The organism is Arthrobacter echini (assembly GCF_004803505.1).
GTDB lineage: Bacteria > Actinomycetota > Actinomycetes > Actinomycetales > Micrococcaceae > Arthrobacter_D > Arthrobacter_D echini.
Genome location: NZ_SSWH01000003.1, coordinates 159,112 through 170,845, shown reverse-complemented (window position 1 = coordinate 170,845; position 11,734 = coordinate 159,112). Strand labels below are relative to the sequence as shown.

General features: G+C 67.5%; 10 protein-coding genes. 8 read left to right on the top strand and 2 right to left on the bottom strand.

The genetic code is table 11. From position 1 onward, the window contains the following. The 8 genes from E8P82_RS04865 to E8P82_RS04830 all read left to right on the top strand — a co-directional run bounded on the left by E8P82_RS04865 (position 1) and on the right by E8P82_RS04830 (position 9,288). Complete coding sequence (locus E8P82_RS04865; RefSeq protein ID WP_136453371.1) at positions 1 to 759, top strand: YebC/PmpR family DNA-binding transcriptional regulator; 759 nt, start codon at positions 1 to 3, stop codon at positions 757 to 759. Between the two features lie 36 nt (positions 760 to 795). After that, a complete protein-coding gene (gene ruvC / locus E8P82_RS04860) occupies positions 796 to 1,356 on the top strand; it encodes a crossover junction endodeoxyribonuclease RuvC (RefSeq protein ID WP_136453370.1) in 561 nt (186 codons plus the stop codon). Positions 1,357 to 1,522: 166 nt separating this feature from the next. Continuing rightward, positions 1,523 to 2,152, top strand: coding sequence for a Holliday junction branch migration protein RuvA (ruvA, locus tag E8P82_RS04855; protein ID WP_136453369.1), 630 nt, complete (start codon positions 1,523 to 1,525; stop codon positions 2,150 to 2,152). Continuing rightward, positions 2,149 to 3,258: a Holliday junction branch migration DNA helicase RuvB gene (gene ruvB / locus E8P82_RS04850; protein ID WP_136453368.1), complete on the top strand. Its 1,110-nt coding sequence runs from the start codon at positions 2,149 to 2,151 to the stop codon at positions 3,256 to 3,258. Before ruvA ends, ruvB begins: the two co-directional genes overlap by 4 nt. 100 nt (positions 3,259 to 3,358) lie before the next feature. Then, the gene (gene yajC / locus E8P82_RS04845; protein WP_246020958.1) at positions 3,359 to 3,973 is read left to right on the top strand and encodes a preprotein translocase subunit YajC; all 615 of its coding nucleotides are present in this window, start codon (positions 3,359 to 3,361) and stop codon (positions 3,971 to 3,973) included. An 83-nt stretch (positions 3,974 to 4,056) separates the two neighbouring features. Beyond that, on the top strand, positions 4,057 to 5,790 hold the full coding sequence (gene secD, locus E8P82_RS04840) for a protein translocase subunit SecD (RefSeq protein ID WP_136453367.1): 1,734 nt from the start codon (positions 4,057 to 4,059) through the stop codon (positions 5,788 to 5,790). After that, positions 5,787 to 6,812 carry a protein translocase subunit SecF gene (gene secF, locus E8P82_RS04835; protein WP_136453366.1) on the top strand — a complete coding sequence of 342 codons (1,026 nt, stop codon included), beginning with the start codon at positions 5,787 to 5,789 and terminating at the stop codon, positions 6,810 to 6,812. The genes secD and secF overlap by 4 nt, the downstream gene beginning before the upstream one ends. Positions 6,813 to 6,981: 169 nt before the next feature. Further along, complete coding sequence (locus tag E8P82_RS04830; RefSeq protein ID WP_136453508.1) at positions 6,982 to 9,288, top strand: RelA/SpoT family protein; 2,307 nt, start codon at positions 6,982 to 6,984, stop codon at positions 9,286 to 9,288. A 4-nt stretch (positions 9,289 to 9,292) separates the two neighbouring features. Here E8P82_RS04830 and E8P82_RS04825 read toward each other — a convergent pair whose 3' ends face one another. Both E8P82_RS04825 and E8P82_RS04820 read right to left on the bottom strand, forming a co-directional pair. Continuing rightward, the gene (locus tag E8P82_RS04825; protein ID WP_136453365.1) at positions 9,293 to 9,922 is read right to left on the bottom strand and encodes a hypothetical protein; all 630 of its coding nucleotides are present in this window, start codon (positions 9,920 to 9,922) and stop codon (positions 9,293 to 9,295) included. Positions 9,923 to 10,009: 87 nt separating this feature from the next. Further along, complete coding sequence (locus E8P82_RS04820; protein WP_246020952.1) at positions 10,010 to 11,623, bottom strand: DUF349 domain-containing protein; 1,614 nt, start codon at positions 11,621 to 11,623, stop codon at positions 10,010 to 10,012. Between the last annotated feature and the right edge of the window lie 111 nt (positions 11,624 to 11,734).

The following is an 11,734-nucleotide window of genomic DNA, read 5'->3' as shown; positions in this document are numbered from 1 at the left end:
ATGTCGGGCCACTCCAAATGGGCAACAACCAAGCACAAGAAGGCGGCGATCGACGCCAAGCGCGCCAAATCCTTCGCCAAGTTGATCAAGAACATCGAGGTGGCGGCACGCGCCGGGGGTGCCGACGTCGCGGGGAACCCTGGACTCGAGCTCGCGGTCTCCAAGGCCAAGAAGACCTCGGTCCCCATCGACAACATCAACCGTGCGGTCAAGCGCGGAGCCGGTCTGCTCGGTGAGGCGGTCGACTACCAGACCATCATGTACGAGGCACGTGGGCCCCAGGGCTCCGCTCTGCTCATCGAATGCCTCACGGACAACAAGAATCGTGCGGCATCCGAGGTCCGGCTCGGCATCACCCGCAACGGAGGCTCCGTCGCCGATCCAGGGTCGGTCTCCTATCTCTTCGCGCGCAAGGGTGTGGTCACATTGCCGCGCAAGGACCTCACGGAGGACGAGCTGCTCATGTCGGTCCTCGACGCCGGCGCGGACGAGGTCAAGGAATCCACCGACACCTTCGAGATCATCTCGGAGCCGCAGGATCTGCGCGCGGTGGTCGGGGCGCTGGAGGAGAGCGGGATCGAGTACGACGCCGACGAGGTCGAGTTCGTACCCTCCATGCAGGTGGATCTCGATGCCGACGGCGGACGGAAGTTCCTCCGCCTCGTGGATGCCCTCGAGGAGCTCGACGACGTCCAGAACGTCTACTCGAACGCCCACCTCCCCGACGACGTCCTGGCCGAGCTCGAGAACGAGGACTGACATCGCGACCGTCAGGGACGCCTGTCGCGGCTCGTCATGACCTACCGTGTGATGGGCGTGGACCCGGGCCTGACGCGCTGCGGCCTGGCCGTGGTGGACATCGAGCCGAACCGACGATCCACCCTCGTTGCGGTCGGCGTCGTCGGAACAGATCCGGGCAGGAGTCTGGACGAGCGTCTCCTGGTGATCTCGGAGGCCGTCGACTCATGGCTCGATCTGCACTCACCGGAGGTCCTGGCGGTGGAACGCGTCTTCAGTCAGCTCAATGTCAGTACGGTCATGGGTACGGCGCAGGCCTCCGGCGTCGTGATCGTCTCCGCAGCCCGCCGCGGGATCCCGGTGGCACTCCATACCCCCACCGAGGTCAAGGCGGCAGTCACGGGCAACGGCCAGGCCGACAAGACCGCCGTCACCAAGATGGTGACGAAGATCCTCCGGCTCGAGACCCCACCGCGGCCCGCGGACGCAGCGGACGCCCTGGCACTGGCGATCACCCATGCCTGGCGCAGGGGAGCGCAGCCCGGGGTGACGCCGGGACTGGTGACACCCGCACAGCGGATCTGGGCCGAGGCCGAAGCGCGCGCCCGGCGACGGTGATCCGAGAGCGAGGTACCGGTGATATGCGCTGATTCGCTGCGCGCAGGAACTGCGCAGGGTACGGCGATGGCTCGTCAGACGTGCGACCGGTACTATCACTAGAACGTGTGTTCGACAGCGAGCAGTTGTCCGGACCTCCCACCAGCACGTGCGTCAGGAGCATTCGATGATCAGTTCGCTGCGCGGACCAGTGACCCACGTGGGCCTGAACTCCGCCGTCATCGACGTCAACGGGGTCGGCCTGCAGATCCTGGCGACGCCGCAGACGCTCGCCGGCCTGCGGGTGGGGGAGCAGGCATCCGTCGCGACCGCCCTGATCGTCCGGGAGGACTCCATGACGCTCTTCGGCTTCGAGGACGCCGACCAGCGCGAGGTGTTCGAGACGCTGCTCGCCGTCAGTGGAGTCGGTCCGCGACTGGCCCTGGCGGTCCTCGCCGTGCACGCGCCCGAGGCCATCCGGGTCGCCGCGGCGGCGGGCGACGACAAGGCCTTCAGCAAGGTACCCGGCATCGGGCCCAAGGGGGCCCGTCGGATAGTGCTCGAACTCGCCGGCAAACTCGTCCCGCTGGACGCAGTGCCGGGTACGCCGCGACAGGCCTGGCAGGGTCAGGTCCTCACCGCCATGATGGGACTGGGCTGGTCGGAGAAGGACGCCGGGGCCGCCATCGACGCCGCCGTCGACGAAGCCCCCGAGATCGCCGCGACCGGTGACGTCGGTCAGATCCTCAAGCTCACCCTGCGACGCCTCGGTCAGGACGGCGCGCGCAGTTCGGCACGGACGACGGTCGGCTCATGAGCGACCCGCAGGAAGCACCCCTCGTCGCGCAGACCGCCGATCCCGAGGATCGCGCCGTCGAGGCTGCCCTGCGGCCGAAGAACCTCGACGACTTCGTGGGCCAGAAGAGGGTCCGGCGCCAGCTCTCCCTGGTGCTCGAGGCCTCCCGGCTGCGCGGGCGCAGCGCTGATCATGTCCTGCTCTCCGGCCCTCCCGGCCTCGGCAAGACCACCTTGGCCATGATCATCGCCGCGGAGATGAACGCTCCGCTGCGGATCTCCTCGGGGCCCGCGATCCAGCATGCGGGTGACCTGGCAGCGATCCTGTCCTCGCTCACGGACGGGGAGGTCCTCTTCCTCGACGAGATCCACCGCATGTCCCGGCCCGCGGAGGAGATGCTCTACATGGCCATGGAGGACTTCCGCGTCGACATCATCGTCGGCAAGGGTCCGGGAGCCACGGCCATCCCCCTGGAACTGCCGGCCTTCACGCTCGTGGGTGCGACCACGCGCGCCGGTCTGCTGCCCGGTCCGCTCCGTGACAGGTTCGGGTTCACCGGGCATCTGGAGTTCTACTCGACGGACGAGCTCGAACTGGTCCTGCGACGCTCGGCCATGCTCATGGACATGTCGGTGAACTCGGCCGCCTTCGCCGAGATCGCGGGACGGTCACGGGGAACGCCCCGGATAGCCAACCGGCTCCTGCGCCGGGTCCGCGACTGGGCTCTGGTCCACGGCTCCGCGGCGATCGACGCGCGCGCCGCGAGTGCTGCCCTGGACATGTACGAGGTCGATGCGCGGGGACTGGACCGGCTGGACCGCTCGGTGCTGACGGCGCTGATCACCAAGTTCAACGGGGGACCCGTAGGTCTCTCGACGCTCGCCATCGCCGTGGGCGAGGAACCGGAGACGGTCGAGACCGTGGCCGAGCCCTATCTGGTGCGCGAGGGCATGCTCGGACGGACGCCGAGGGGCAGGATCGCGATGGCATCCGCCTGGAAACACCTCGGGCTGGTGATGCCGCCGACGGTTGCTGCGGCGATGCCGGAAGACCTGTTCTCCGTGGCTCCGGAGGACCTGATGGGGGCCGGAGCGGACCTGGACGGCTGGTCGCAGCCGGAGGGCTGACGAGGAGCCGGTCAGGATTGCCCTCTACACTGGTCTTTCACGATGTGTGCCGGGGCACAGTGCCGCCCCCACATCCACTCCCAGGAACGGAAGATACCCAGTGCTTGCAGCTGTAGTTGCCCAACCCGCCGCCGGAGAGACGGAGGGTTTCGATCTCTTCGGTCTCCTGCTTCCGCTGGCCCTGGCCTTTCTGATCTTCACGATGTTCCGTCGGCAGCGGAAGACCCAGAAGCAGGTGCGGCAGATGCGCACCGAGCTGGAGCCGGGCACGGAGGTGATGACGCAGTTCGGACTGTTCGGCACCATCGTGTCGATCGACCAGGAGAACAACAAGGCCGTCCTCGAGCTCTCCCCGGGCAACCATGCGACAGTCCACACGCAGGCCCTGACGAGGGTCGTCCAGCAGGACGCGGCCGTGTCGGACGACGCCGCGGCCGGAGAGCCGGATCGCCCGGACCTCGAGCGTTTCGACGGGATGTCGGTGCCGGACGACGCGTCCTCCCTCGACGGTGTGGACCGCATCGACGGTCCAGCGACCGGTGACGGTACCGACCGACCGGCCGCCTCCGGGTCGACGGCGGCCGGCGCCGGAAGCACCGACGTGGGCTCCGAGACCCCGGAGCAGACCGTGGAGCGCCTGGACCGGGAGCGGGCCCGGCGCGAGGAGCGCGACGCGCGTGGTCACGGCGGACCGGCGAACGGTTCCGACAACTAGTCTTTCATCGGGCGCGGTGGCGGCACCGCTCTCATCAGGTTCAACCGGCGCCAGTGCAGCGCCACTGCATAAGGACGTTCATCATGCCTCGTACCGGTCCCGGGACGGCAGCCAAGCGGACACTTGTCTGGCTGGGCGTATTGACAGCATTGCTCGCCATCCTCCTGGGATCAGGTTCCCTGTGGAGCACGGCGAGCTGGAGTCCCCGCCTCGCGCTCGACCTCGAGGGCGGTACCCAGATGATCCTGGCGCCCCGGGTCCAGGGCGACAGCGAGATCACCCCGGAGCAGCTCGACCAGGCGGTGGAGATCATCCGCCAGCGCGTGGACGGCTCGGGCGTGGCCGAGGCGGAGATCAATACGCAGTCGGGCCGGAACGTGATCGTCTCCCTCCCCGGCACACCCGACTCGCAGACCCGCGATCTCATCCAGGCCTCAGCCCAGATGGAGTTCCGTCCGGTGCTCGCCGGCGGACCGGGTCAGGCACCGGCCGCCGAGACGCCGACGCCGGAGGACCAGTTGCCCAACCCGGCGGCCGAGCCGCAGAATGCGAGCGATCCGAACTGGATCACCCCGGAGCTCTACCAGGAGTTCGAGGCACTGGACTGCCTGGACCCCGCCGCCCTGGAGCCGGCGGAGGAGCCGGCCCCGGCGGACCAGCCCATGGTCGCGTGCGAGCCCGACACCCAGGGCAAGTACATCCTCGGACCGGTCGAGATCCCCGGCACCGACATCTCGACGGCGAGCTACGGCCTGGAGCGAAGTGCCCAGGGCCAGGCGCTGAACAGCTGGGCCGTGAACATCGACTTCAATGACGAGGGCACCCGGCTCTTTCGGGACGTCACCGAGCGGCTCAATGCCATCGGTCCGGGGGATCCCCGCAACCAGTTCGCCATCGTCTTGGACGGCAGGATCGTGTCAGCGCCCACCACCAACGCGGTGATCGTGGACGGCAACGCCCAGATCAGCGGCAACTTCACCGAGGAGTCCTCGGCCGCTCTCGCCGAGCAGCTCAAGTACGGCGCGCTGCCCATCAGCTTCGAGATCCAGAGCGAGCAGCAGATCTCGGCCACCCTCGGATCGGATCAGCTCCGGCTGGGCCTGATCGCCGGGCTGATCGGCCTCGCCCTCGTCGCCGCCTACTCGATCTTCCAGTACCGGCTCCTCGGCCTCGTGACGATCGCGTCCCTGGTGGTCGCCGGTGTCCTGACCTATCTGGCCATCTGCATCCTCGGCTGGACGGAGAACTACCGGTTGTCCCTGGCCGGTGTGGCCGGCCTGATCGTCGCCATCGGTCAGACCGCGGACTCGTTCATCGTGTACTTCGAGAGGATCCGCGACGAACTGCGCGACGGCCGGGGGCTCGTGTCCGCCGTCGAGAACGGCTGGCGCCGTGCCAAGCGCACCGTGCTCGCCTCGAAGGCCGTGAATCTGCTGGCCGCCCTCGTGCTCTACTTCGTCGCCGTCGGGAACGTACGCGGTTTCGCGTTCACGCTCGGGCTCACGGCGATCGCCGATCTCGTCGTCGTCTTCCTCTTCACCCATCCCGTGCTCCGCCTCCTCGCGCAGACCAGATTCTTCGGCGAGGGTCACCCCCTGTCCGGTCTGGACCCGCGCAGGCTCGGCGGTCTGCCGCTGTATCGCGGTGCCGGCCGTCTGCGTGAACCGGGTCAGTCGGTTCCGGTGGCGCGGACCAGGAGCAAGGGGGCCTCGGCCGAAGCCGAGCGGCGCCTGACCATTGCCGAGCGCCGCCGTGCGGAACAGGACAAGGCCCTCGCCGGACGAACCGGTTCCACCAGGAAAGAGAACACCCCATGAGCCGCACCAACTTCGCCACCTTCGGCAATGAGCTGTACTCGGGTAAGCGTTCCTATCCCTTCGTGGCCAGACGCAACATCTGGTTCCTCATCGCGGGCCTCGCGGTCCTGATCTCGATCATCATCCCGGTGGTCAAGGGCGGCTTCAACCTGGGCATCGACTTCCGTGGTGGCTCCGAGTTCACGGTCTCCGACACCCGGAACACCGACATCTCCGTCGGGGAGACCGCGGTGACCGACGTCGTGCCCGACGCCGTACCGCGCGTCACCAACATCGCCGCGAACACCATGCGCATCCAGACCGAGCAGCTCACCGACGACGAGACGCTCAGCGTGCGCGCCAATCTGGTCGACGGGTACGGGGTCGACGCGGACCAGGTGACATCGAGTTTCGTGGGACCCACGTGGGGTGAGGACGTCAGCCGTCAGGCGTTGATCGGCTTCGGCGTGTTCGTCCTCCTGGCCGCGATCCTGATGGCCATCTATTTCCGGACCTGGAAGATGGCACTGGCCGCCATGGCCGCTCTCGTGGTCGTCATGGTGGTGACCGCAGGGTTGTACTCGCTCAGCGGATTCGAGGTGACGCCGTCGGCGATCATCGGCTTCCTGACGATCCTGAGCTACGCCCTGTACGACACCGTGGTGGTGTTCGACAAGATCCGGGAGAATACCGCCGACATCCTGATCTCCACCAAGCGCACCTTCGCCGAACAGGTGAATCTGGCCATCAACCAGACGCTCGTGCGGTCGATCAACACCTCGGTGGTCGCGATCCTGCCGGTGGCCTCCATCCTGTTCATCGGTGCGTTCGTCCTCGGTGCCGGTACCCTGCAGGATCTGTCCCTGGCACTGTTCATCGGTATCATCCTCGGAACCCTCGGCACCATCTTCATCGCTGCTCCGCTCTATGCCGCCCTGAGGGTCGATGAACCGGAACTGAGGAAGCAGGAGAAGAAGGTGAAGGAGCGGCGTTCGCTCGAAGCAGCATCGGTCGGAGGGCATCCGGTGGTCGGTCACGGGTAGACTCGGACGTGCCGCATTCTTCCCGCGGCGCCTCGAATCCACCGGGTCCGAGATCGAGATCGAGGGACGTTGAATGGCTGATGCGGTCGAACCCGCGGTGACCTCCGCGACCGGAGGACAGGGTGCAGAGCCCGAGGAGGGCGGTCAGGTCACGACTGCCGTGCCGATCATGACGCCGTCGGCACCGCCGCCGGAGACCGCTCCCTCTGCTGCGAGCGCCGACCAGGTACCGCCCGGGCGACGGGGACGTACCCGGGCGCGTATCGCCCGGCTGGCAGGTCGTGGGTCCTCGGGATACTCGCCCGTCCTCGAACCGTTGCTGCGCACGGTGCGGGCGAACAATCCGAAGGAGGACCTCGATCTGATCCAGCGCGCGTACCTCGTCGCGGAGCGCAGCCACGAGGGCCAGACGCGCAAGAGCGGTGACCCGTACATCACCCACCCCGTCGCCGTCGCCACGATCCTGGCCGAACTCGGGATGACCGGTACCACGCTCGCCGCGGCACTGCTGCACGACACCGTGGAGGACACCTCCTACACCCTGGCCGAACTCGAACGTGATTTCGGCGCCGAGGTCGCGATGCTCGTCGACGGCGTCACGAAGCTCGACAAGGTCTCCTTCGGGGACGCCGCGCAGGCCGAGACCGTGCGGAAGATGGTCGTGGCCATGGCCAAGGACATCCGGGTCCTGGTCATCAAGCTCGCCGACCGGCTCCACAACGCCCGCACCTGGCGTTTCGTCTCGGCGGCGTCCTCGGCCAGGAAGGCCCGGGAGACCATCGAGATCTTCGCCCCGCTGGCTCACCGGCTGGGGATGAACACCATCAAGTGGGAGCTCGAGGATCTCTCCTTCGCCGCCCTGCACCCGAACATCTACCAGGAGATCGTGCGGATGGTCGGGGACAGGACACCCGAGCGGGAGAAGCACCTGGGCCTGTTGCGGAACCAGATCGAGGAGGATCTGCGCGCGGTCAGGATCAAGGCGACCATCACCGGACGGCCCAAGCACTACTACTCCATCTACCAGAAGATGATCGTGCGCGGGAAGGACTTCGACGACATCCACGACCTGATGGGTGTGCGTGTGCTCGTCGACAGTGTCCGTGACTGCTACGCGACGCTCGGCTCGCTGCATTCTCGCTGGAATCCCTTGCCGGGGAGGTTCAAGGACTACATCGCGATGCCGAAGTTCAACATGTACCAGTCGTTGCACACCACGGTGATCGGCCCCGGGGGGAAGCCGATCGAGATCCAGATCCGCACCCATGACATGCACCGCCGGGCCGAGTACGGTGTTGCCGCCCACTGGAAGTACAAGAGCGGCGGTAGAGCACTGGAAGCGCAGGACACCACCGACCTGGGGTGGTTGCGCAGCCTCGTGGACTGGCAGCAGGAGACGGCGGACCCGAACGAATTCCTGGATTCCCTCCGCTTCGAGATCAACGCCAGGGAGGTCTTCGTCTTCACGCCCAAGGGCGAGGTGATGGCCCTGCCCGCCGGATCGACGCCCGTCGACTTCGCGTACGCCGTCCACACGGAAGTGGGTCACCGGACCATCGGCGCGCGGGTCAACGGAAAGCTCGTCCCGCTGAGCAGCGAGCTGCAGCACGGGGACTCGGTGGTCATCTTCACGTCGAAGGCCGAGGGAGCGGGCCCCAGCCAGGACTGGCAGGGCTTCGTCAAGAGCCCGCGGGCGCGCAACAAGATCAGGCAGTGGTTCACGAAGGAGCGCCGGGAAGAGGCCGTCGACAAGGGCAAGGACCTGCTCACACGGGCGATGCGCAAGCAGAATCTGCCCCTGCAGCGCATGATGACGCACACCGCCCTCATGACGGTGGCGGAGGAACTGCACCACCAGGACATCTCCGCGCTCTACGCGGCAGTCGGCGACGGACACACCTCTGCACAGAACGTGATCGAACACCTCGTGGCACTCATGGGTGGACACGAGGGAACCGAAGCGACCATCACCGAGACCGCCGTGGCCGCCCAGCCCCGGCGTCCCAAATTCTCCGACTCGGGTGTCACGGTGCGTGGTCTCGGCGACGTGTGGGTCAAGCTCGCCCGGTGCTGTACGCCCGTACCTCCGGATCCGATCATCGGATTCGTCACACGCGGCTCCGGGGTCTCCGTTCACCGGAGCGACTGTCGCAATGTGGAGGAGTTGCGGGACCAGCCGGACCGGATGGTCCCGGTGGAATGGGCGCCGACCCAGTCCAGTGTCTTCCTGGTCGAGATCCAGGTCGAGGCGCTGGATCGCAAGAGCCTGCTCTCCGACGTCACGAGTCTGCTCGCGGAGAACCACGTCAACATCCTGGCCGCGAACGTCAATACATCCTCCGACCGCGTCGCGATGTCGCGCTTCGCCTTCGAGATGGGCGACCCGAAGTACCTGAACCACATCCTCAGTGCCGTCCGTCGTATCGACGGCGTGTTCGACGTGTATCGCACCACCGGTTCCCAGCGACGTTCCTGACACCTCATCCGCACTGCTGGGCGGCACGCAATCTGGTCAGTGCGCGGGCTTTTCCCGGTACGCGTGAGGAACCCAGCAGCGCCGCCTCCACGAGGCGCAGCGGACAGGCGAGCTCGCGGGCACCATCGATGGCCCGGAGGACGGACACCGCGGTGCCATCGCCGTGCACGGCGATATCGAGCGCCGTCCGCAGGGGAGTGGTCACGGATACACCGCCCACCAGATTGACGTCGAACGGACCGAGGGAGACCTGGTGCATGACGGCGGCGGTGAAGGGCGGCAGGGCCGTGGTGCGGCGCCGGTGGTCCGTCACGAGACTGATCTGCGCAGGTGCCGGGGCACACCCGTAGATCCACGCGGCACAGGAGCGTGCCAGAGCGACGCGGGGCCTGAGCGAGTGCGGGACACTGTGAGCCGCCGACCGGGAGCGCGTCACGGGATTCTCCGCGAAGTCACTGCGGAGATACGACGAACCGATGACCAGTCGTACGAGACCGTCGAGCTTCATCGCCTGGAGTTCGGCGGAGGTGAAGATCTCCCCTGCATGGAAGAGCACGCCTCCCGTGGAGGTGACGGGAGGTTCGCCGGGGTACCGCTCGGGCGGTGTCGACGCGGTGCTGTCCAGCGGAGGCATTGGTCCAGCATCGCCACTGGACGCCGCACGCAAAAGCCCCCCGACGCTGTTGTGGACAACGGCGTCGGAGGGCCCGGGGCAGCGGTGTCAGGAGAAGTCGCGTGCGGAGCTCTGCAGCATCTCGAGCCACTGCTCGCGCGCCTCCAGAGCCTCCTTCGCGGACGTGATCTTCGTGGTGTCACCGGCGCGTTCAGCAGCAGCGAGGTCCTCACGGAGCTGCGCGATCGTCGCCTCGAGCTGACTCAGTGCACTGTTGGTACGCGCCTTGGTCTCGGGGTTCGTCCGCTGCCACTGGTCCTCGTCCGCTGCCTTGACCGCGTCCTCCACCTTGCGCAGCGCGGCGTCGATCCGGCCCATGTCAGCTCGCGGAACCCTGCCCGCCTCGTCCCACCGCTCCCTGATGGACTGCAGCGCCTTCTTCGCCGCCGGAAGATCCTTCACCGGCAGGATCTTCCGGGCTTCGGCCAGGAGGGCCTCCTTGGCCACGAGGTTGACCGAGTACTCCTCGTCGACGGCGTCGTTCTGGGCCTTCCGCGCCTCGAAGAAGCGGTCCTGGGCAGCACGGAACCGCGCCCAGAGGGCGTCGTCGTCCTTGCGGCTGGCACGCTTGGCCGCCTTCCACTCGTCCATGAGGCGTCGGTACTCGGCAGCGGTCTGTCCCCAGTCCGTGGAATCCGAGAGCTGTTCGGCACGCTTGATCAATGCCTCCTTGGCCTGTTTCGCCTCGGCGTTGTCGCTGTCGAGCTGCGAGAAGTAGGCGCGGCGATGCCGGTCGAAGACCGTGCGCGCGGTCCGGAAGCGTTTCCAGAGGGCGTCCTCCGTACCGCGACCGAGTCGCGGCCCGGTCTTCTGGGCCGTCTTCCAGAGCTCGAACAGTTCGTTCATCCGCGTGCTGCTGGCCTTCCACTGGACCGTGGAGGGTTCCCGTCCGGCGAGGTCCTCGGCCTCGGCGACGATCGCCTCACGGGCGGCGAATTCCCTGGCCTTCGCCTCGTCCTGCACTTCCCGTTCGGCCTGCTCCAGACCGGCGACAGCCTCCAGCAGGGCGTCGATCCGCGCGTCCAGCGCGAGGACGTCACCGACCATGGTGCGCTCTCCGACCTGCGCGCGCAGCTGCCTGGCCGTCCTGGCCATGTCGGAGGACGGTGCTTTGGCGCGGACCCGCTGTTCGAGGAGGGCGACCTGGCTCACGACGTCATCGTACTTCCGCACGAAGTAGGCCAGTGCTTCCTCGCGGGGTGCATCGGGATACTGCCCGACGGCGTGTTCCTCGCCGTCGACGAGCAGGAAGACATGGCCGTCCTCCTCGACCCTGGCGAATCGTGCCGCTTCCTCGAGCGAGGTGGAGTGGACCGGCGGCGCTGAGGGCCGTCCGGTGGTATTCCTGGGTCTGGGGGCCATGGCGGTGGGCAGCGGGCCACGCGGTGCTGCGGGGCGGGGCGACGGCGCGCTCGCAGGAGCGGCCCCGGGTGTCGCTCGCGTCGGGCGCTCGGCCGCTGCTTCCGCCGGTGCTGCGGGCTCGGCTGGTGCTGCGGGCTCTGCCGACTCGGAGGCCACACCCGGTGCGGAGCCGTCGTCGGTCGCCGACGGCTCTGCATTCACTCCTTCGGACCGCGGGGAAGGGATGCCTTCGACTGTCGCGGCGTCCTGCCCGGCGCCCTGGTCGATGCTTGTCTCGTCGGATTGCTGACTGTCTGTCACCGCTAGAAGTCTTTCACTCGTCGGATGGCCGTGAGCGACGCCGGGGCCATTTCGTACAGGGTCCAGGATTCTATCGGACCGGTGGGCCGGCGTGTCGGAGCTGCCACGCCG